This window comes from Geodermatophilus sp. SYSU D01036 (genome assembly GCF_054050435.1).
This window is the reverse complement of sequence record NZ_JBJGZJ010000002.1, coordinates 45,889-65,742: the sequence shown is the minus strand read 5'-3', so window position 1 is coordinate 65,742 and position 19,854 is coordinate 45,889. Positions and strand designations below refer to the sequence as shown.

At 71.3% G+C, this 19,854-nt stretch carries 18 protein-coding genes, 1 other RNA gene, 1 pseudogene and 1 riboswitch; of the genes and pseudogenes, 8 read left to right on the top strand and 12 right to left on the bottom strand.

Annotated features, from left to right (window positions below; translation table 11 throughout):
• The 5 genes from ACI8AR_RS02730 to ACI8AR_RS02710 all read right to left on the bottom strand — a co-directional run bounded on the left by ACI8AR_RS02730 (position 1) and on the right by ACI8AR_RS02710 (position 5,747).
• On the bottom strand, positions 1 to 1,206 hold the full coding sequence (locus tag ACI8AR_RS02730) for a type II secretion system F family protein (protein WP_457049613.1): 1,206 nt from the start codon (positions 1,204 to 1,206) through the stop codon (positions 1 to 3).
• 1 nt (position 1,207) lies between these two features.
• Positions 1,208 to 2,989: a GspE/PulE family protein gene (locus ACI8AR_RS02725; RefSeq protein ID WP_457049612.1), complete on the bottom strand. Its 1,782-nt coding sequence runs from the start codon at positions 2,987 to 2,989 to the stop codon at positions 1,208 to 1,210.
• Positions 2,989 to 4,077 carry a type IV pilus twitching motility protein PilT gene (locus ACI8AR_RS02720; protein WP_457049611.1) on the bottom strand — a complete coding sequence of 363 codons (1,089 nt, stop codon included), beginning with the start codon at positions 4,075 to 4,077 and terminating at the stop codon, positions 2,989 to 2,991. The genes ACI8AR_RS02725 and ACI8AR_RS02720 overlap by 1 nt, the downstream gene beginning before the upstream one ends.
• A 92-nt stretch (positions 4,078 to 4,169) precedes the next feature.
• Positions 4,170 to 4,490 carry a competence type IV pilus major pilin ComGC gene (locus ACI8AR_RS02715; RefSeq protein WP_457049610.1) on the bottom strand — a complete coding sequence of 107 codons (321 nt, stop codon included), beginning with the start codon at positions 4,488 to 4,490 and terminating at the stop codon, positions 4,170 to 4,172.
• A gap of 147 nt (positions 4,491 to 4,637) precedes the next feature.
• Positions 4,638 to 5,747: an AAA family ATPase gene (locus ACI8AR_RS02710; RefSeq protein ID WP_457049609.1), complete on the bottom strand. Its 1,110-nt coding sequence runs from the start codon at positions 5,745 to 5,747 to the stop codon at positions 4,638 to 4,640.
• Between the two features lie 392 nt (positions 5,748 to 6,139).
• On the opposite strand from ACI8AR_RS02710, the gene ACI8AR_RS02705 reads away from it, so the two are divergent.
• Positions 6,140 to 6,841 (top strand): response regulator transcription factor, encoded by a 702-nt coding sequence (locus tag ACI8AR_RS02705; protein ID WP_457049608.1) that lies wholly within the window; start codon positions 6,140 to 6,142, stop codon positions 6,839 to 6,841.
• Between the two features lie 6 nt (positions 6,842 to 6,847).
• Here ACI8AR_RS02705 and ACI8AR_RS02700 read toward each other — a convergent pair whose 3' ends face one another.
• The 3 genes from ACI8AR_RS02700 to ACI8AR_RS02690 all read right to left on the bottom strand — a co-directional run bounded on the left by ACI8AR_RS02700 (position 6,848) and on the right by ACI8AR_RS02690 (position 9,366).
• Positions 6,848 to 7,627 (bottom strand): prepilin peptidase, encoded by a 780-nt coding sequence (locus tag ACI8AR_RS02700; protein ID WP_457049607.1) that lies wholly within the window; start codon positions 7,625 to 7,627, stop codon positions 6,848 to 6,850.
• A 155-nt stretch (positions 7,628 to 7,782) separates the two neighbouring features.
• Positions 7,783 to 8,355, bottom strand: coding sequence for a dihydrofolate reductase family protein (locus ACI8AR_RS02695; RefSeq protein WP_457049606.1), 573 nt, complete (start codon positions 8,353 to 8,355; stop codon positions 7,783 to 7,785).
• A 60-nt stretch (positions 8,356 to 8,415) separates the two neighbouring features.
• Positions 8,416 to 9,366: a LysR family transcriptional regulator gene (locus tag ACI8AR_RS02690; protein ID WP_457049605.1), complete on the bottom strand. Its 951-nt coding sequence runs from the start codon at positions 9,364 to 9,366 to the stop codon at positions 8,416 to 8,418.
• A gap of 72 nt (positions 9,367 to 9,438) precedes the next feature.
• Here ACI8AR_RS02690 and ACI8AR_RS02685 point away from each other — a divergent pair, with 72 nt between their 5' ends.
• Positions 9,439 to 10,488 (top strand): DMT family transporter, encoded by a 1,050-nt coding sequence (locus tag ACI8AR_RS02685; RefSeq protein WP_457049604.1) that lies wholly within the window; start codon positions 9,439 to 9,441, stop codon positions 10,486 to 10,488.
• On the opposite strand, the gene ACI8AR_RS02680 is transcribed toward ACI8AR_RS02685, so the two are convergent.
• Entirely contained in the window at positions 10,485 to 10,850 is a 366-nt protein-coding gene (locus tag ACI8AR_RS02680) for a YciI family protein (protein WP_457049603.1), read from the bottom strand. The two genes, ACI8AR_RS02685 and ACI8AR_RS02680, sit on opposite strands and share 4 nt — an antisense overlap.
• Before the next feature lie 505 nt (positions 10,851 to 11,355).
• Between ACI8AR_RS02680 and ACI8AR_RS02675 the strand changes: the two genes are divergently transcribed.
• A complete protein-coding gene (locus ACI8AR_RS02675; protein WP_457049602.1) occupies positions 11,356 to 11,814 on the top strand; it encodes a hypothetical protein in 459 nt (152 codons plus the stop codon).
• Between the two features lie 708 nt (positions 11,815 to 12,522).
• Here the strand turns inward: ACI8AR_RS02675 and ACI8AR_RS02670 are convergent.
• Positions 12,523 to 12,909 (bottom strand): hypothetical protein, encoded by a 387-nt coding sequence (locus ACI8AR_RS02670; RefSeq protein ID WP_457049601.1) that lies wholly within the window; start codon positions 12,907 to 12,909, stop codon positions 12,523 to 12,525.
• A gap of 499 nt (positions 12,910 to 13,408) precedes the next feature.
• Here ACI8AR_RS02670 and ACI8AR_RS02665 point away from each other — a divergent pair, with 499 nt between their 5' ends.
• Positions 13,409 to 13,780 (top strand): hypothetical protein, encoded by a 372-nt coding sequence (locus ACI8AR_RS02665; protein WP_457049600.1) that lies wholly within the window; start codon positions 13,409 to 13,411, stop codon positions 13,778 to 13,780.
• 81 nt (positions 13,781 to 13,861) lie between these two features.
• Entirely contained in the window at positions 13,862 to 15,514 is a 1,653-nt protein-coding gene (locus ACI8AR_RS02660; RefSeq protein ID WP_457049599.1) for an AIPR family protein, read from the top strand.
• 605 nt (positions 15,515 to 16,119) lie between these two features.
• On the opposite strand, the gene ACI8AR_RS02655 is transcribed toward ACI8AR_RS02660, so the two are convergent.
• The gene (locus ACI8AR_RS02655) at positions 16,120 to 16,887 is read right to left on the bottom strand and encodes a nuclease-related domain-containing protein (protein ID WP_457049598.1); all 768 of its coding nucleotides are present in this window, start codon (positions 16,885 to 16,887) and stop codon (positions 16,120 to 16,122) included.
• Between the two features lie 271 nt (positions 16,888 to 17,158).
• Between ACI8AR_RS02655 and ACI8AR_RS02650 the strand changes: the two are divergent.
• Both ACI8AR_RS02650 and ACI8AR_RS02645 read left to right on the top strand, forming a co-directional pair.
• A pseudogene (locus ACI8AR_RS02650) lies at positions 17,159 to 17,593 on the top strand (phage integrase central domain-containing protein); the annotation flags it as partial.
• A 176-nt stretch (positions 17,594 to 17,769) separates the two neighbouring features.
• Positions 17,770 to 18,267, top strand: coding sequence for a site-specific integrase (locus ACI8AR_RS02645; RefSeq protein ID WP_457049905.1), 498 nt, complete (start codon positions 17,770 to 17,772; stop codon positions 18,265 to 18,267).
• Positions 18,268 to 18,292: 25 nt separating this feature from the next.
• On the opposite strand, the gene rnpB is transcribed toward ACI8AR_RS02645, so the two are convergent.
• Positions 18,293 to 18,716: RNase P RNA component class A (gene rnpB / locus ACI8AR_RS02640), an RNA gene on the bottom strand.
• A gap of 121 nt (positions 18,717 to 18,837) precedes the next feature.
• Positions 18,838 to 18,997, top strand: a riboswitch (cyclic di-AMP (ydaO/yuaA leader).
• Between the two features lie 261 nt (positions 18,998 to 19,258).
• On the opposite strand from rnpB, the gene ACI8AR_RS02635 reads away from it, so the two are divergent.
• On the top strand, positions 19,259 to 19,825 hold the full coding sequence (locus ACI8AR_RS02635) for a hypothetical protein (RefSeq protein ID WP_457049597.1): 567 nt from the start codon (positions 19,259 to 19,261) through the stop codon (positions 19,823 to 19,825).
• Positions 19,826 to 19,854 lie beyond the last annotated feature (29 nt).

Below are 19,854 nucleotides of genomic sequence, written 5' to 3'. Positions count from 1 at the left end.
TCAGACCTGCACCTGGTTGTAGATCCCGTACATCGCCGACACGAGGGCCACCGCGACGAAGCCCACGACGAGCCCCATGGCGACGAGGACGGCCGGCTCGAAGAGTGAGGTCAGCTTGTCGATCTTGAAGGTCAGCTCGCCCTCGTAGTACTCGGCCGTGGACTCCAGCTGCGCGTCGAGCGTCCCGGTCTCCTCGCCGACCCGGATCATCTGGGTCGCCGTGCCCGGGAAGCGTCCCGTGGCCGCCAGCGGACCGGCCAGGCCCTCGCCGCGGAGCATGGCCTCGCCGACCGAGGACAGGGACCGGATGTAGACCCTGTTGCGCAGGGAGTCCGACGCCACCCGCAGCGCCTCGGGGAGGGACACCCCGGCGCCGACCATCGCCGAGAGGATCCGGCAGAAGCGCTCGACGAGGACGAACTGGATGGTGTTGCCCAGCACCGGGACGGAGAGGAGCAGCCGGTCCCTGCCGTACTTGCCCCGCTGGGTCCGCAGGACGAGGACGACGACCAGGACCAGCGCCACCAGCCCGCCGAGCAGCGCCCACCAGTACCCCAGGAGGAAGTCGGTGACCGCGAGCAGCATGCGGGTGGGCAGCGGCAGCTCCGCGTCCAGCGACGCGAAGAACTCCTTGAAGCGCGGGAGCACCCAGCCGGCCAGGATCGCCACGGTGACGACGGCCATCCCGGCGATCACGGAGGGGTACAGCGCCGCGGACTTGATCTTGCGCCGGGTGGCCAGGTCCTTGTCCAGGTACTCGGCCAGCTGGCTGAGCACGGTGTCGAGTCGGCCGGTGAGCTCGGCGGACCGCAGGATCCCCCGGTAGAACTCCGGGAAGACCTTGGGGTGGCGGTCGAAGCAGTCCGACAGCGTGTCGCCGCCGCGCAGCCCCACCTCCACCTCGGTCATCACCCGCTTGACGGAGCTGTTCGAGGCCTCCTCCCCGATGAGCCGCACCGCCTCGACCACCGGCAGGCCGGCGCGGAGGAAGGCACCGAGCTGGCGGGAGAGGTGCATGACCTCCTCACGCTTCACCCGGGGGGCGGTGAGCTCCATCTTGAGGAAGCTCTTGCTCTCCGCGACGCGGATGTTGCGGAGCTCCTGCTCGTACAGCGCGAGCTCGGCCGCCTCCTGGCTGGCGGCCTTGTACTTCCCGCGGGTCAGCTCGCCGGTGGGCGAGGTCGCCGAGTAGGTGAACGTGGGCACGTCAGCCTCCCACCACGTAGACGGAGCGCATGACCTCGGACGTCGTCGTGACGCCGGCGCGGACGAGCTGGGCGGCCTGCTCGACGAGGGTGTTCATGCCCTCGGCGCGAGCGGTCTTCCGGACGTCGTCGTGCGGCGACCGGTCGACCACCATCTCCCGGATGCGGGACGTGATCGGCATCATCTCGTAGACGCCGACGCGGTCCAGGTAGCCGGTCTGCGCGCAGAAGGTGCAGCCCGTGCCGCGCACCCAGACCGCGTCCTCGCTGACCCCCGGCGAGAGGGACTCGAGGAAGGCGACCTCCTCCCGCGTCGGGGCGTGGGCCGCCTGGCAGTAGCCGCACACCCGGCGCACGAGCCGCTGGGCGAGCACGGTGGTCACCGAGGAGGCCACGAGGAACGTCTCGATGCCCATGTCGACCAGCCGGAACAGGGCCGAGACCGTGTCGGTGGCGTGCACCGACGAGAGCACGAAGTGACCGGTGAGGGCGGACTGGACGGCGATCCGGGCGGTCTCGGCGTCGCGGATCTCCCCGACGAGGATGACGTCCGGGTCCTGCCGCAGGATGGCCCGCAGGCCGTTGGCGAAGGTGACCCCGGCCTGCTCGTTGATCTGGATCTGGTTGATCGACGGGAAGGTGTACTCGACCGGGTCCTCGATCGTCATGATGTTGCGGTCGGGGCTGTTCAGCTCCCCGAGCGAGCCGTAGAGCGTGGTCGTCTTGCCGCTCCCGGTCGGGCCGGAGCAGACGACCATGCCGTACGGGGAGTGGATCTGGGCGCGGTAGCGCTCGACCATCTCCTCGGGCATGCCGAGCCGGCCGAGGTCGAACAGCGGGCGGCTCTTGTCGAGCACCCGCATGACCACCTTCTCGCCGCCGACCACGGACACCGTGGAGACGCGGATGTCGACGTCGCGGTCCTCGATCGAGGTGGTGATCTGGCCGTCCTGCGGCCGGCGCCGCTCGACGATGTTCATCCCGGCCATGATCTTGATGCGGCTGGTGAGCGCGGGGCCCATGGAGCCGGGCAGCTCGAGGACGTCGTGCAGCGCGCCGTCGATGCGGTAGCGCACGCGCACCCGCTCCTCCTGCGGCTCGACGTGCACGTCGGAGGCGCGGTCGCGCAGCGCCTGGGTGAGGATCTTGTCGACGACCTGGACGACCGGGGCGTCGTCGGCGACGGCCTCGGTCTCGGCCCGGACCGCGTCGCGGCGGACGGCGTCGCGCGCCTCGAACACCTTGACCTGGTCCTCGAGGTGGGCGAGGGCCCGGTAGCTGCTGTCGATCGCGCGGCGCAGCTCGGACTGGGCGGCCAGGCGGAGGACCACCGGGCGCTGGAGGGCCTCCTCGACCGCGGCCGCGGTGGCCGCCGAGCCGTCCGCCACCGCGACCGTGACGGAGTCGCCGGAGAACCCGATCGGCAGTGCCTGCAGCCGGTGCGCCGTGCTGTCGGACATCAACGCCAGGGCCTCGGGCGCCGGCGTCAGGTCCCGCAGGTCGACCACCTGCAGCGAGTTCTGCCGGGCGAGGGCAGCGGTGAGGTCCCGCTCGGAGAGCGCGCCGCTGTCGATGAGCAGCCGGCCCAGCCGCTGCGGCGCGCCCTTGCGCTTCTTGTCCAGTGCGGCGAGGACGTCGGCCCGACTGACCAGCCCGCTCTCCACGAGGACCTCACCGAGACGGCGGCCGCCCTGGTGCACCGAGGACTCCGCGGGGGCCGGCCGGTCCTCGACGGGGACGACGACCTCGTCCTCGGCCGCCGATGCGTGCCGTCCGAACCGCATCAGGCCACGCTCCCGTGCATCCGGGGCACGTCGATCTCCTTGGGGTAGAGGCTGCGCGGCACCGCGTCCTCGTACCGGACCGCACCGGTCCGGACGAGCTCGGACAGCGACTGCTCGAGCGTCACCATGCCCTCGCGCTGACCGGTGACCAGCACGTTGCGCAGCTGGTGGGTCTTGCCCTCCTTGATGAGGTTGCGCGCCGCGGAGGTCGCGACGAGCACCTCGTAGGCGGCGACCATGCCGCCCGTGGTCCGCGGGACCAGCCGCTGGTACACGACCGCGGTGAGCGCGGCGGCGAGCTGGACGCGGATCTGCGCCTGCTGGTCACCGGGGAAGACGTCGATCATCCGGGACAGCGACTGCGCGGTGTCGTTGGTGTGCAGGGTCGCGAGGACGAGGTGGCCGGTCTCCGCGATGGTGAGCGCGAAACGGATGGAGTCCAGGTCGCGCATCTCGCCGACCAGCACGACGTCGGGGTCCTCGCGGAGCGCCGCGCGCAGCGCATCGGGGAACGACGGGGTGTCGGTGCCGACCTCGCGCTGGCTGACCAGCGAGCGCTTGTGGTCGTGCACGTACTCGATCGGGTCCTCGATGGTGAGGATGTGGCAGGCCCGCTGGCTGTTGATCCGGTCGACGAGGGCGGCCAGCGTCGTCGACTTGCCGGAGCCGGTGGGGCCGGTGACCAGGACGAGGCCCTGGTGCCTCGTCGCGAGGTCGCCCAGGACGGGGGGGAGGCCGAGCGCGTCGAGGCTCGGCACCTCGCGGGGGATCATCCGCAGCGCGAGCGCCACCTGGTCGCGCTGGGTGAACGCGTTGCCACGGATGCGGGCGGCGTCGCGCCAGCTGAACGAGAAGTCGTAGTCCTGCTGCGCGGCGAAGGCCGTGGACTGGGCCGGGGTCAGGAGCTCCGCGACGAGCGCCTCGGTGTCGTCGGCGGTCAGCGGCCGGGCGCCGTGGACGGGGTGGAGGTCGCCGTGCACCCGGATCCGCGGCGGGCTGCCGGCGGTGAGCAGCAGGTCGGTGCCGCCGGCGTTCCAGAGCTCCTCGAGCAGGCCGTCGACGCGGCTTCCGGTGATGTGCGTGAGCACGGTGCTCCCCTTGGAGGATCCGATTGGGCGTGTGGAATTCAGGTGGGGAGGGCCGCCGGGCACCGGCGGCCCTCCCCCAGTCGGAGCCTGGGTCAGCAGGTGCTGGTGACGGCCCCGTCAGCACCGAGCGCCACGGTGGTGGGGACGGAGCGCAGGTACTCCGGAACCAGGTCGCCGAGCGCGGTCGGGTAGCTGCCGTCACCGCCCGCCGGGTTGGCGTAGTAGGCCTCGACAGCGGTCTGGACGGTCCGGAGGTCGGCGTCGCACGCGGCCTGCTCACCGCGGTCGTTGATGCCGCCGACCGCGAAGACGACGATGCCGGCCAGGACGCCGAGGATGACGATGACCATCAGGAGCTCGATGAGGGTGAAGCCCTCGTCGTTCTTGCGGGCGTTGCGGATGTAGGCGAGCACTGCGTTCTCCTCGTGGAGGTCGACGGCCGGTCGGCCGCCGGGTGGATGACGCCGGCGCCCCCGTTGAGGCCGGCGGTGGTGCGGGTGGTGCTGGTTCCGGTGCCTGCCGGGCCGCCGGAGGGCGGACCGGCGCGGCTCAGGCGCGCATCACGTCACGGCGCCCCCTGCCGGGAGTCGCGGCACGGCGATCGGGGGAGCGAGCCGTGTCCGGGCCAGGTGCCGGACGGCCGAGCTGACCGGGTGGTCGGGGCTCGCGGCCGTCAACGGCCGGCAGGAGTTGATCGAGGCCGCGACGTCCCGGCTCGACGGCACGTGGGCCGCGATCGGCGCGCGGAGCATGCGCTCGGCGTCCGCGGCGGTGAGACCGACGCGCGAGTCCGAGCGGTTGAAGACCACCGACCGGACGTCGCGCCGGTGGCCGAGCAGGTCGAGGGTGTCGAGCGTCCGCCGCAGGCCCAGCAGCGCCGGGCGCTCGGGCGTCGTCACCAGGACGTGGTGCTCGGACCGGTCCAGGGCCGACATGACGAGCCGGGTCACGACCGGGGGCGTGTCGACGACGACGACGTCGTAGCGCGGGGTCAGCGCGTCGAGCACGGACTCGACCAGCCCGACGTCGAGGCGCTGGGCATCCGCGGGCAAGGGCGGCGCGAGCACGCAGTCCAGGCCCGACTCCAGCGGCGTGACCACGGCGTCCAGGAGGTCACCCGCGGCCCGCGCCGAGGCCAGCGTCCGGTGCGGCTCGAGGCCCACCGTCACGCCGACGTCCCCGGAGCGGAGGTCGAGGTCGACGAGGCAGACCCGCTGCCCGGTGTCCCGGGCCAGCGCGACGGCGAGGTTGACCGCCACCGTCGTCGTCCCGCAGCCCCCCTTGCCGGCGTGCACGGTGACCACGCGGCCGCTCCCCCACGCGGCGCGGGCCGCGAGGAACTCGAGGCAGCTGCGTGCCGCGGCGGCCATGTCGGTTGCCGGGAGGACGGCGTCGACGCCGGCGCTGCCGACGACGTGCCGCTCCAGCCGGTTCAGCGCCGTCCGCAGGAGGACGACGACCGCCCCGGGGCGGGCGGCGCGCACCTCGGCGGCGCAGCGCAGCACGTCCGCGGCGGCGAGCGACGGGCCGAGGACGACCAGGCGCAGGTCGCGGTCGTGGCGGGCTGCGCCCACGACGGCGGCGAGGTCGTCGAGCAGCAGCACCGGCAGGCGGAGGGCGGCGGAGAACGTCGCCACGTCGCGCTCGTCGAGACCGAACGCCAGGGCCATCGCCGTCACCTCCTCGTCGCCGTAACCGCGCTGTGTGGTCGTGCGGTTGCCGAGAGGAGAATGCGGTGGTCAGGAGGCCGGCGGGACGGACGTTCGGTCCTGATCCGGACGACGACCGGTGGACAGCTGTCGGCCGTTCGGTGGACACCACGGCCCTGACACGGCGTGGTCGACTACAGTGCGTTGCGATCTCGGTACGCTGTGCAGTACAGCGGATGTCCCGTCGTGGAGCCGGCTGGTGCAGTCCTGCCCAAGCGCCCTCCCCCGTCTGGGCGACACCTGGCATTGACCCGGCCCCTTGCTGCCCGTTACAAATTGTGCGCAACGTGTCTCTCCTCGGAGTCGACGAGCGGCGCGGTCTGTACACGGGGGCACAGAACGGGGAACGCGCTATGGGCGCACGCGTCGTGGTGGTCGAGAGCCACCCGGTCACCAGATGGGGCATCCGCCACCTGATCGAGGAGCAGGACGGGCTCGAGGTCGTCGGCGAGACGGCGTCCGCCGACCAGGCCGTGCGGTTCGCGGCCACCCTGCTGCCCGACGTCGTGGTCATCGGCCTCGATGCGGGCGAGGAGCACGGGATGGCCCTGGCCCGCGAACTGCGCGAGCGGTTCGACGACCTCGGCATCGTGCTGCTGACCGCCACCTCCGATGACGCCGTCCTGCTCGACGCCTTCGAGACCGGCGTCTCCGCCTACGTCCCCAAGACGGCGCCGGTGGTGGAGGTGGTCGCCGCCGTGCGCCACGCCGCGGTCGCCGCGACCTCCTTCACCGCCGCCGGCCTGGCCGCGGCGCTCCGCCGTCAGCGCGAGGCGGCCGTCCCGAGCGGCACCGACCTCAGCGCCCGCGAGCGCGAGGTGCTCGACCTCCTGGTCGCCGGCCGGTCGATCCCGGGGCTGGCCGCCGAGCTGTTCATCAGCCCGTCGACGGCGAAGACCTACGTGTCCCGCGTCTACGAGAAGCTCGGCGTCCGCTCGCGCGCCGAGGCCGTCATGACCGCCGTCCGTCTCGGGTTGACGCAGCACCCGCCCGGCTCGGCCCGGCCGGTCGTGCCGGCGCCGCGCCGGTCGCCCGAGGTCCCGCAGCGGGTCTGACCCGGGTCACCTGCGCAGCAGCAGGTCCGCCACCGGGTCCGCGATCCACAGCCCGAGCAGCGCGCCCGCGATCATGAACGGCCCGAACGGGACGGCGGTCTTGCGTCCGTGCGGCCCGGCGGCCATGACGACGACGCCGACGACCGCGCCCAGGAAGAAGCCGGCGAACGCCCCGACGACCACCGCGGCCCACGAGAACCAGCCCAGCACCAGGCCGAGCACACCGGCGAGCTTGACGTCGCCCATCCCCATCCCGCCCGGATAGGCGAGCGCCATCAGCAGGAACGCGCCGAACAGCGCCCCGGCGCCCAGCCCCGCCCGGAGCAGCGCCTCCCAGTCGCCGGAGACGGCGGCGGCGCCCGTGAGCAGGACGCCGAGCACCGGGTAGGCCGGGAGGACCAGCGCGTTCGGCAGCCGCCGGGTGTCCAGGTCGATGAACGCCAGCGCGACGCCGAGGGCGGTGAACACGAGCCAGGCGGGGAGCGCGGCCGGCTCGTCCAGCTCGGCCAACCGCCAGGTCACCAGCACGAACAGGACGCCGGTGAGCAGCTCGACCAGGGGGTAGCGCGGCGCGATCGGCGTCCCGCAGTCCGCGCACCGCCCCCGCAGGACCAGCCAGCCGAGCACCGGGACGTTGTGCCGGGCCCGGATCGGGTTCTCGCACACCGGGCAGCGCGACGGCGGCGCGACGACGGACAGCCCGGCCGGCACCCGGTGCACGACGACGTTGAGGAACGACCCGATCGCCAGCCCGAACAGGCCGGCGAACACGAGCAGCAGAACCACGCTGGACCCCCGCGACGGCCGCCCGGCGCGATCCGGCGGCCACTGTCGACGAGCCGTGGACCCGGCCCGGACCTCGGACCCTATCCGCGCGGGCGCCAGGACCCGCGGGACCGGGCGGCGGGCACGCCGGACGACGGGTTCACCGCACGGTCCACTCAGCCGTGCAGGGTGGGCCGGTAGACCAGCTCCTGGATGCGGCCGTCGAACGTCCGGCTCCCGATCAGCTCGAGGTCGAAGTCGGCCGCGCCCCCGAAGACCGGCGCCGTCCCGGTCCTCCCGGTGATCACGGGGAAGACCGTCACCTGCACGCGGTCGACCAGGCCGGCGGCCATCAGCGCCCGGTTCATCGACAGGCTGCCGTGCGAGCGCAGCGGCACCTCGGACTCCTCCTTGAGCCGGGCGACGACGTCGACGGCGTCCCCGTGCTCGAGGGTCGCGTCCGGCCAGTCGAGGGGGGCCTGCAGCGTCGTCGACACGACCGTCGTCGGCATGGTCCGCATCCGGGTGTTGAGCGGGTCGGTGACCCGGGCCGGGTCCAGGAACTGCACGAACTCCCGGAAGGTGGCGGCCCCGAGGACCAGCCGCTGCTCCGCGCGGTACTCCGCGAGGCGGTGGTCGAGGAACTCCGGGCCCTCCTTGCCCCAGTAGCCGCCCCAGTCGCCGTCCTCGCCGTAGGAGCCGAAGCCGTCGAGGGTGGAGAAGACGTCGAAGGTGTAGGTGGCGGTCACGGTGCCCTCCTGGGGTGCGGTCGGCCGGCTGCGAGGGGAGACCGGCGACCACCCCCGGAGTCATCGCCCCCGGTCGCGCTCCCCCGGTCCCGGCCCGGCCGCCAGCCCGCGCGCCTGGGTCCTGACGGCGGCCAGGAAGGCACCGAGCGCCGGGGCCGGGGGCTGGTCCCGGGTGAGCACCGTCAGCCGGCGGCCGACGACGGTCTCGGCGACGTCGCGCACGGCCAGGGCCGGGTCCGCCGGCGGGAGCGTGAGGGCCGGCATGAGCGCCACGGCCCCCGCGCTGCGCACGAGCTCGAGCAGGACGTCGGCGTCGTTGGACCGGTGGCGCAGGTCGGGGTCGTAGCCGCCGAGGGAGCGGCACGTGCCGACGACCAGGGCGTGGTGGCCCGTGCCGGCGGCGGCGGCCACCCAGACGTCGTCCCGCAGCGCGGCCACCGCGACGGGCCCGCCGTGCGCGGCGGCCGGGTGCCCGGCCGGCAGCACCAGCCGCAGCGGCTCCCGGTGCAGCAGCTCGTACCGGAGCCCGGCCGGCCGGGGCCGGGGATGGCCGTCGTACTCGTCGCTGACGACCATGTCGAGGGTGCCCAGCCGCAGCTCGGGCAGCGCCTGCTCCAGCTCCAGCTCGGAGAGCTCGACCCGCACCTGCGGGCGCTCGGCCAGCATCCGCGTCATCGCCGGGACGAGCAGGCGGCGGGTCGCCGACTGCAGCCCGCCGGCCCGCACCGTGCCCCGGACCTCGCCGGTCAGCGACGCCAGGTCCGCCCGAGCGGCCTCGGCCGCCGAGAGCAGGACGCCGGCGTGCCGGGCGAGCAGGCGCCCGGCGTCGGTCAGGCGCACCCCGCGCCCGACCCTCTCCAGCAGGCGGACCCCGGCCTCCCTCTCCAGCACCGCGAGCTGCTGGGACACCGCGGACGGGGTGTAGCCCAGCGCCGTCGCGACCGCGGCGAGGGTGCCGCGCTCCTCCAGCTCGCGCAGCATCCGCAGGCGGTGGAGGTCGAGATCGACCATGCAGGGACGCTAACCGGTCCGCTCCAGGAATCATCACTGGACCTGACCGGATCCGCCATCGACGCTGCGGTGGTGGGTCTCGCTCTGTGCCTGGTGTCCGCGGCGTGCTTCGGGGCGATGGGCGTGTTCGGGAAGCTCGCCTACGAGGCGGGCGTCTCCCCCGACGCGCTGCTGCTGCTCCGGTTCACGTCCGCCGCGGCGCTGCTGGGCGTGGTCCTCGCGCTGCGGCCCGAGCTGCGGTCCGGCCGTCCCACCGCGGTGCCGCGACCGGCGGCCGGCGGACCCACCCGCCGGGTGGTGCTGACCGGTCTCGGGCTGGGCGCGGTCGGGTACGCCACCCAGGCGGGCCTGTACTTCTCCGCGCTCGAGCGGATCGACGCGTCCCTGGTGGCGCTGGTGCTCTACACCTACCCGGCCCTGGTCACCCTCGCCGCCGCTGCACTCGGGCGGGAACGGCTGACACCGGCACGGGCGGGCGCGGTGCTCGTCGCGTCGGCCGGGACGCTGCTGGTCCTCCTCGGCGCCGGCGCGCTGCGGTTCGACCCGCTGGGCGCGGCCGCCGCCTTCGGCGCCGCGGTGACCTACACCGTCTACATCCTCGTCGCGGACACCGTGGTGCACCGCCTGCCCCCGGTGGTGCTCTCGGCGCTGGTGATGACCGGGGCCGCCGGCACGCTCGCCGTCCGCGCCGCGGTGACCGGCGGCGTCGACCTCGGGCTCGGGCCGGCCGGGTGGCTGTGGGTCGGGTGCATCGCCGTGGTCTCCACCGTCGTGGCGATGCTCGCCTTCTTCGCCGGCCTGCGGAGGACCGGACCGTCCACCGCGTCGATCCTCTCGACGTTCGAGCCCGTGGTGACCACCGCGCTGGCCGCGCTCGCCCTGGGCGAGTTCCTCACCCCGGTCCAGCTCGCCGGTGGCCTCCTGGTGCTGGTCTCCGTGGCCGTCGTCCAGCTCCGGCCCCGGTCGGGGCGGCGGGCACCGGCGGCACCCCGGACCGCCCCGGTCCCGGCCGACGACGACCGGGTCGACGTAGCGCCGGTACTGGTCGACCAGGTCCAGCCGGCGGACGCGGACCGTCTCCTCGGTCCTGCCGGATCCCGGGGATACGGCGGCGCTCGCTAGGCAGGCACCTCCTGGAAGGCGCGCACCTCGATCCGTGCGCCGAGCGCCTTGGACGCCTTCGCGGCCCAGGAGACGGCCGCCTCCCGGTCCGGCGCCTCGACGACCCAGAAGCCGCCGAGGTACTCCGGCGCCTGCGTGAACGGCCCGTCGGTGAGGGCGAGGTCGTCCCCGGTGTGGTCGACGGTGACCGCGGTCGACGGCGGGTGCAGCCCACCGGCGAAGACCAGCGCGCCGGACGCCGCCAGCTCCTCCAGGAAGGCGCCGGCCGCCGCCAGGGCGGCCTCCAGCTCGGCGGGGTCCATCGACGCCATCGTCGGCTCCTCGGCCGAGTCGTGCGGCATGGACAGCAGGTACTGCGTCACGGGTCCTCCCGGGTCGTCGCCGCGGCCCGTCCGGCCGCCTCCACGGGAGGGGGACCCCGGCCGCTGCGGCGACTCATCGGTCGGGTTCCGCCGGAGAGGTCTCCGGGCCGGGGCCCACAGTGCGACGGTGACGGCGCCGCGACAGCACGTGCACGTGCCCCTGTGCCGGACTCGTCCGGACTCCGCAGCCCGCCGGCTCGGAAGGCACGGCGATCCAGACGGTGCGCAGGGTCGGCTCGTCGGGCAGGCGTGACGCCGGGAACTAGGAAACGGCCTCGTCAGGATCCGCTCGTGGCGCGGGGCCCGTCGTGGTCCGCCCGGGGGACACGGGACGACGCCTCGACCGGACCCTCCTGGAGAGAGGCGACCCAGCACCTCAGGTGACGAAACACCGCAGTCCGGTGTGCGGGTCAGCAGCCTCCTTCGCCGTTCGGGACCGCCGGCGTTCCGGAGGACACATGATGCGCCGCGCCGTGGAGAGGCTCAGACATCGTGAGGAGTTGCTGTGAAGACGCTGCCCCGCATCCTCGCCGGCCTGGCGGTCCCCGCCCTGCCGCTCGCCGTCGCCCACCCTGCCCTCGCCGCGCCGCCCGCCCCGGACGGGGGCGCGCAGGTCGTCGAGCAGTCCTTCTGCATGGAGGACCACGAGGACGTGCCCGGCCTCTACTGCTACGAGGTCAGGGCAGTGTTCACCACCACCACCACCCCGTCGGGGAACCTCGTCCACGTGGAGAACGAGCTCCTGAACGAGAGCCTGACCCGGGACGGCCAGGTGATCTGGGCCTCCGAGGACGACCGGCTGCAGAGCGTGACCGTGGCCCGCAACAGCTCGACGACGCAGGTCACCCACTACTTCCGCCGCGCGGAGGTCACCACCCTTGGTCAGACCTGCGACCTGACCGTCCGCTGGCATCTGACGGGGGGCGCGTGGCGGGTGAACGACACCACCCTCGACTGCGACTGACGCCTGACAGGTCAGGCGTCAGGCCCGTCCGGCCGGGCCCGGTCGACGTCGCGCAGCACCGCGCCGCAGACGGGCCTGGTACCCGGAGGAGGACGACGACCCAGGAGCGGTCTGCCTGATCGAACCCGCTCGGCGGCCCCGGACGCTCCGGGACCGGGGCCCTGTCGCGGCGAGCGGGCACACCACCGACGCGCAGGAGATGTCTGCGCGGAGCCTGTCGCCGTCGACCCCGTGCCCGGCCGAGGTGCGGACTGCCGCCCCCGCTGACCGCGGGGAGTGCAGCTCAGCGAGGGGCGACGGACGAGTCGGCCTGTACGCCGGGGACGGATCCAGGGATGTTGATCACCGTTGGTCAATGCCGGATATGCCTATTGACCTGCGGACTCGTTGTTGGCAGCTGCTGGCCAGGATGGCCCGTGATTGCTTCTGCTGAGGAACGATTGAGGAACGCTCCAAGTGAATCCACCTGCGTCGGCGGTCGCTGATCAGCGGCTGTGCAACTGCTTGCGAGGCGTACGAACGAAACGGAGCCCCGCTCTGTCAGGCCGAGGCCGCGCCCACCGCCGACCGTCACCAGCAAGGAAGCCAGCAGGCGCCCGACGGGTCATGGCAGGCGGCATACGAGTCGCAGCTGCGCGTCGTCCAGCCCTCCGGCTCGTCGGCAGCCGCCGGCGGGCCGAGGCGGTCGCAGTGCTTCCCCTAGCCGAACTACTCAGGCAGCTGCGGGTCCTCGTCATCGTCGGTGTTCCAGGGCATCGCTGCTAGCTCCGCCGTCGACGGCCGGAACCGGGAGTCCTCACGGCGCAAGCGCACTACCTGACCCGTGAACCAGGCGTCCGCCTCGGCACGCACTCCGAAGCTCTCGCTGATCGCGATGGTGCCGTCGACGTAGACCTGAACGACGAACTCCTTCGTTGGCTGCCACCAAACCAGAGATGCGCCCCATCGACGGGGGGCTTCGTCGTCCAGCCAGTCGGGGCCTCGCTCAAAGGCAAGCCGGATCATCTGTGGGTGTTCAACGGTTGGGTCCGTCAGCGTCGCGGGGTCAGGGAGGGCGAGCTGGTACTTCTTGAGATCGCTACTGCGGCACTTCACCCAGGTGACGTAGCCACGAATCTCTGGATCATCGGAGTGGCCGCGGTGCTTGCCGCCTTGAGTGCCCCGGCCGCAGTGCCAACAGCGACTCCACCCCTGACCCGGGTCCATGGGGGTTGCGGTCGGTCGCGAGGTCGTCACGCCTCAGTAGGTCTTGCAGGTGTGCATGCCGTCAACTTGGACGTTGCACGAGCGGGTGGCACCCAGCCCTGCCCCAGCGGGGATCCTCGCGCGGTGCACCCCTAGGGGATCGCTGGGTTGCATGCGCACCAGTCAACCGCCGCGCGAGACATGCACACGGGGATTGCCGCACGGGACGCGGGCGGCGAACCCGCAGGGGGTCCCCTCGACAGTGCACACGCTCACGAGCTGACAACCTTCCCCGGGCCGTTGGGAGATGACGCGACGCAGCATTTCGGTGCGCTGGACGCGGGCGCGGACATGGCACGCTGTCAAGTGACCCGATGCGCCGCTTGCCCTTCGCACGGAGGACATCCCGATGATCGACGACGACCAGATCGCCCATGACCTGGCGATGGCATACGTCAACAACAGACACGGCGCTGAAGTCGAGGGTGAGTTCTCCGTCGACAGCTCGAATGGTGACGTCACTGGGTCTGGAAGGGTGACGACCGAACGCCTACCGGACGTCGACGAGCCGCACATAGAGAAGGTGGGCACCGGAGAGCGCTACTTCTTCGGATTGTTCGAGAAGACGACGTCGGTCGAATCCGGATTCGAAGTCGACGCCATCTTCACTAACATGGTTGACGACTACTTCAAGGCAAAGTCCAAGTTCCTCGAGCTGCTCGCGCGCAGGCAGCCAACGCCGACGGCGTCGACCGATGACCTTGGACCACCGCCGCGCTGACTCTACTGGGCACTTGAGAGCCCTGACGCGAGGTCGGAACCCAGGCAACTAGCCCCTCTGCCTTAAAGATCAAGGAGTCAAATGAGCAAGTTCCATGTCAGCCAGATCGAGACTCACGTTCGGAGCCTTTACGAGAGATCTAAATGGAAACCCGCCCTCGATGAAGCGTCTAATCTGTCCCGAATCCTAGCGTTGCACGCAGTTCACTTGGTGTTGGGCGAACTCGCAGACGGCTCTCAAATCGTTGAAATCACTGATGGTGGTGAGGACAAAGGCATTGACGCTATCGGCGTTGATCCCGCGGCCAAGCTGGTTGTCCTTGTGCAATCAAAGTGGCGCAAGGACGGCACCGGATCTATGGACCTAGCCGGAGTCCTGAAGTTTCTGACCGGCGTCCGATCTCTTCTTGGCATGAAGGCGAGCGGCGAGCCGGCTCATGCAACGGAGGCCACGAAGACAGCCGTCCGAAACCTCCTCAAGACTCCCGGTGCACGGATTCGACTCGTGACTGTCACGACTGCTAGTGACCCTCTCGCCGCCGAGGTTGAGGAACCGATCGAAGGGCTACTCGAGCAGCTTAACGATTTGCAGGATGTTGAGCCCTTGGCGACACATGTCCACTACGGTCAGGCAGCCCTCTTCAACTCCATAGCCGAGAAAATGCGGCCATCCGTTGACATTGACCTTCAGATCCTCGACTGGGGTAAGGCGTCAGATCCGCAGCGAGTTTTCTATGGTCGAGTAAGTGCAGCCGAGATTGCTGCATGGTTCACAACCCATGGCTCCGATTTATTTGCCGAGAACATTCGCGTCGTCATTCCGCGCTCTGATATCAATGAAGGGATCCTTCAAACGATCGCCGATTCTCCGGATCGCTTCGTCTACTATAACAATGGTATAACGATTCTCGCAGAGGCGATTCAAACCGGCCCTGGCGGCCTGCTCAACCGTGATGTCGGCTATTTCAAGCTGACTGGTGCAAGCATCGTGAATGGAGCTCAGACCGTTTCGACCTTGGGCTCCGCGGTCGGCACGACACACGAGCCAAACTTGGGCAACGCCTTTGTCATCGTTCGATGCATCGAAGTGCCCCGAGAGGACGAGGATCTGGGTCGCCAGATCACCCGGTATGCCAACACGCAGAACGAGGTGTCGAGTCAGGACTTTGCCTTCCTCGACCCTGAGCAACACAGGCTCGTGCGCGAACTGCAGGTGCTCGGCTACGAGTACGTCCTCCGCTCGGCCGAGGTGCCCCGCTCCAAGGATCCGACCAAAGTCATCGAGGTACGGCAGGCTGCGGTGGCGCTCGCCTGTGCGTCTCCTAGTGTCAACCACAGCGTCATCGCAAAGAGGGAGGTTTCGCGACTGTTTACGGACTCCTACAAGGCGCTCTTCAATCCGCAGACGGATCCGTTGCGCCTCTCCCGCGGAGTCCAGATCACCGCAGCCGTCGACGCGCTGCTTGACGACATGGAGAGCGCGTCCGACGGGGTGAAGGCTGGTATCGCTGTGCACGGACGGCGCGTAATCTCTCACTTGGTCATGAAAAATTTTGGGCGGGAGAAGCTGTCTAACCCAGACACCGACCTGGCCGATTTGATGGACGATCTCGCGGACAACGTGGCGGGTCTAGTGGACTCTCTGGTGGATGTCTTTCCGGCAAATGCGTATCCAGGCAATGTGTTCAAGAACGGCTCCCGTGTTGCCAAGCTCCTGAGTGACGCAGGCTTGTAGCGGGCGACTCGCGATAGGAAGCAATTGGGTGGGCCTAGGACCGCGAGGACGACCTTGGCCTCTGTACCTTTGCGCTCGGTTGACAGAGAGATCCGTCCCGCGGAGGACCCCAAACGGTGGTGTTGCGGGTCAAGTCGTGAGCCATCGGCTGGCCGTCCCGGATGATCTGCCCGCGGCTACGCGCGATGACGGGCCAATTTCGGGACAGCTCAGCCGCTAAACTGCGCGGATAGCGGCAGCTACGCGGACGGCCGCGTAACTCGCCGACTACTCCTCCGTCTAGCGTCACGTGCTTGCAGATGTGCTTCCTCCGGAACCGGCTTCAAGACTGGAAAACTTCGGGGCGACACACCCCTTGCACCTCAGCTTCACCGACGCGGCTCCGAGCAAGGTTCGCTTATAACGCGGCGCCAGCACACTCCGCCCGCATGTCGCCGATCCCTCGGCGTACTCGTCCCAACGAGTTGCTGACCCGACAGTGCATGAGGTGTGTCGCCTCACGATCTCGCATGCTCTAGTCGAGCTGGATCGGCGGCTCCGGCCAGGAGGAGCAGCCGGCACTGCGGCCTCAACATGCGAGCGTTCGAGGCATCCCTACAGCTGGCTCATGAGCTACGAGTGAAGAGCTGCAACAGGTCGTCGTCCGCTGCTGCCGCCAGCTGAGCGACCTGGTCGCGGTGCAGCCTCTGTGGCCGGCTGCGCAGCCAGTCGGCCAGGTGCTCCCCCTCGACGTAGGTCACCCCGCCGGCGCACCCAACGCGCTGCGGGAAGGTTCCCCAGACCACGACCACAGGCTCGGGCTGAGGGACTGTAAGGCTGCTGCGTGCTGCTAGGGCGCGGGCTACTGCCGTGCCGGCACGCGCTTGCCTCCCCCGCTGGCCACGCTCGGTCCAAGCGGCGTCCGGGTTGTCCCTTGGCGTAACCGTGGCTCCGGCGTCGTCGACGCTCACCACGCCACTCCACGCCTTGCTGTCGAGCACGAAGACCCCGCCGGGCCCGACCACCAGATGGTCGACATTGCCAACTCCAGGCCAGTCGAGGTCGTGCACCATGTGCCAGCCAGACCGCAGGAGAGGCGTGAGCGCCCGACCGGTGCGCCGCTCCCCTTCTGCGCCTCTCCCCCACCGCTCGATGTGTTGCGGCGGCGACTTCAGGGCGATGACCAACAGCGCGAGGCCCATGCCAAGCACCACGCCGCCGAACCAGTAGAGCTGACCTTCCGTCCACACGGTCAGCGCCACACCCGTGCCCAGGAACGGCGACACGATCAGGAGCAGCCGGCCGAGTACGCGCCGACGCCACTGACGGCGCAGTTCCCGGTAGCGCTGCTCGGCGTACTGACCGGCTCGCGACGAGCGCTTCCCGGAGCTCACGACGTCACCATCGGCCAAGCGACGCCCAACGAGGGCCGACCGACACCGCACCTCACCACTGCAGGGGAACTGGAGATCTTCGGCAGCGCCGTCGGCAGGGTGGGCGGACGGCTCCAGCCTCCGGTCCAGCTGCGGTGATCGCACCGCTGCCTGTCCACAGGTGCAGTCCGGTCCACAGATCCCTTGGCATGGACCCCATGCGTGCGGCCACGCGCTAGCCCGGGGGCAGCGGCCGGAGATCCCGCCCGCTCAATCTCGGCAAGGGGACGGCATGGCGAGCATCTCGAGGCGGCCCAACGGCACCTGGCAGGCCCGCTACCGCGCCACCCCCGGCGGCCCACAGCGGTCCCGCGTCTTCACGCGGAAGGTCGACGCCCAGCGCTGGCTCGACGAGGTCCGCGCCAGCATCGTCACCGGCCAGTACGTCGATCCTCGCGCCGGCCGCCAGACCGTCCGCGAGTACGCCGAGCAGTGGCGAGCCGCCCAGGTGCACCGGCCAACCACGGCCGCCCACGTCGAGACGATGCTCCGCCGGCACGTCTACCCGAGCCTCGGCGACAAGCAGCTGTCCGCCGTCCTCCCGAGCGACGTGCAGGCCCTCGTCAAGCGCCTGTCGAAGACGCTCGCGCCGGGCACGGTCGGCGTCGTCCACCGCATCCTGTCCGCCGTCTTCAAGGCCGCCGTCCGGGACCGCCGCATCATCGCGTCACCCTGCACCGGGACTCGCCTGCCCAAGGTCCACAAGCAGCGCATCGAGCCGCTGTCCATCGAGGCCGTCCAGGCGCTCACCGACGCCGTCCCTGAGCGCTACCGGGCGCTGGTCACCCTGGCCGCCGGCACGGGGCTGCGACAGGGCGAGGCCCTCAGGCTGACCGTCGACGGATCGACTTCCTCCGCCGGCAACTTACGGTCGACCGGCAGCTGGTCACCATACCCGACCGCCCGCCCTACCTGGCACAGCCCAAGACCCAGGCCTCGGTCCGCGTGGTGCCCCTCCCCCAGGTCGTCGTCGACGCCCTCGCCGCCCACCTGGCGCGGTGGCCGAGCGACGGCTTCGTCTTCACGACCGACCTCGGCAACCCGATCCGCCGGACCGCCTTCTCCGCCACGGTGTGGCGCCCGGCCGTCCGGGCGGCCGGCCTGGACGACACCGTGACCTTCCACGGCCTGCGGCACTTCTACGCCAGCCTGCTCATCCGGCACGGCGAGTCGATCAAGACCGTCCAGGCCCGGCTCGGCCACGCGAGCGCCGCCGAGACCCTCGACACCTACAGCCACCTGTGGCCGGACTCCGACGACCGGACACGGGCCGCGGTGGACGCCGTGCTGGCTCCTGCGGCTGAGGAACATCTGAGGAACGGGGACCCCCGCCTGACCTGAAGCAGCAGGTCAGGCGGGGGACGACGGGACGAGTCGGCCTGTACGCCGGGTTCTGTCCTCGGGCGCCTCGCGGCCTCCCGATGGGCGGTCATCCATCTAGGCCCGCCGTTGCCGGCGGGCTCGAGCGGTCCACCCGCAGGCTCGGGCGGGCAGCCCTCGAACGCCTGCGCAGGACGGCTTCCGGTCGCCCGTCCGCCGTCCCTTCTCGACCTTGCTCCGGGTGGGGTTTACCGAGCCGCACCGGTCACCCGGTGCGCTGGTGGTCTCTTACACCACCGTTTCACCCTCACCAGCCCTGTCTCCGGAGAGGCACTGCTGGCGGTCTGTTCTCTGTGGCACTGTCCCGCGGGTCACCCCGGGTCGCCGTTAGCGACCACCCTGCCCTGTGGAGCCCGGACGTTCCTCGGCGGCGGGGTCTCCCCCGCCGACGCGACCGCCCGGCCGACTCGTCCGTCGTGCCGACCAGTCTACGGATGCCCTCAGCGGAACTCCGGAGTCCGCGCTGCGGGCTCGGGCGGACGCTCCTACGGTGACTCCGTCCGGCCGTCCACCCTCCAGTCCGGGGGGCCACACCGGACGCCGCCGAGTCGCGGTCACCACGAGTGGCCGCGAGCCGGGGACCCACCGCACCACCGGGGTGAGTCCCGCCTCCCGAGACCCGGGAGGGGGTAGGGCGCACATCCCCGCCCGAACCCGTCAGCTGACCCGGTAGGCGGCCACGGGAGAACGGAGAACCACCGCGGGGTGCGCCGACGGCGCCTGCCCCGGCCTGCCCCCGCACACCCTGCGACGCGCGCCGCGACCCGTCCAGACCCGCCGGTCGCCGTGCACGACGGACCCGGCCCCGGCCACCTCCGCGACGGCCTGCGCTCCAGCAGCCGCCCGCCGCCCGGCCGTGCGCCGGCCCGTCCCGCAGGTCCCCTCACGCGACGGGTGACCGTCCAGCCACGGACGGCGCCACGCGGAACCGACGTCAGGAGCTCTCCTCGCCATGCCCTCGAACAGCAAGCGCACGATCCGCCGCACCCTCACCGCCGGCGCCCTCGCCGTCGCCTTCGGGCTCTCCGGGCAGTCGGCGGCCCAGGCCGACTGGGACGGTCCCCGCGGGGACTGGTCGGGCGGCTGGTCCCAGGACCGGGCCCCGGCCGCGGCCCCCGCGGCCGCACCGGCCGCCGCCCCCGCCGCCGCGGCGGCGGTGTCCACGAACCTCAGCGGCAAGCCGACCGCCACCTCGACCTCCTACAGCGCCTGGGCGGCGCACGTCCGCCCGGTCGTCGCCGAGGTCGCGCAGCGGTTCGGGGTGTCCACGGTGCTCACCCGGCCCGGGCACTCCCCCACCCAGCAGCTCGCCGCGGACTTCATGGTCTACGCCGACTCCGGCAAGGGGAACGCCGTCGCCCAGTACGTCATCGACAACGCCGCGCGCCTCCACGTCGACTACGTCATCTGGAAGCAGCGGATCTTCGTGATCGGCAGCTCGGGCTGGCGGGGCATGGCCGACCGCGGGTCGCCCACCGCCAACCACATGGACCACGTCCACGTGAGCTTCAACCCCTGACCGGCCCGGACGCGGCCCCGGGGATCCCC

Bases quoted from the DNA above. Each gene is read 5' to 3' on its own strand.
- ACI8AR_RS02725 (WP_457049612.1), bottom strand. From the start codon at position 2,989: ATGCGGTTCGGACGGCACGCATCGGCGGCCGAGGACGAGGTCGTCGTC.
- ACI8AR_RS02710 (WP_457049609.1), bottom strand. From the start codon at position 5,747: ATGGCCCTGGCGTTCGGTCTCGACGAGCGCGACGTGGCGACGTTCTCC.
- ACI8AR_RS02705 (WP_457049608.1), top strand. From the start codon at position 6,140: ATGGGCGCACGCGTCGTGGTGGTCGAGAGCCACCCGGTCACCAGATGG.
- ACI8AR_RS02690 (WP_457049605.1), bottom strand. From the start codon at position 9,366: ATGGTCGATCTCGACCTCCACCGCCTGCGGATGCTGCGCGAGCTGGAG.
- ACI8AR_RS02665 (WP_457049600.1), top strand. From the start codon at position 13,409: ATGATCGACGACGACCAGATCGCCCATGACCTGGCGATGGCATACGTC.
- ACI8AR_RS02660 (WP_457049599.1), top strand. From the start codon at position 13,862: ATGAGCAAGTTCCATGTCAGCCAGATCGAGACTCACGTTCGGAGCCTT.
- ACI8AR_RS02635 (WP_457049597.1), top strand. From the start codon at position 19,259: ATGCCCTCGAACAGCAAGCGCACGATCCGCCGCACCCTCACCGCCGGC.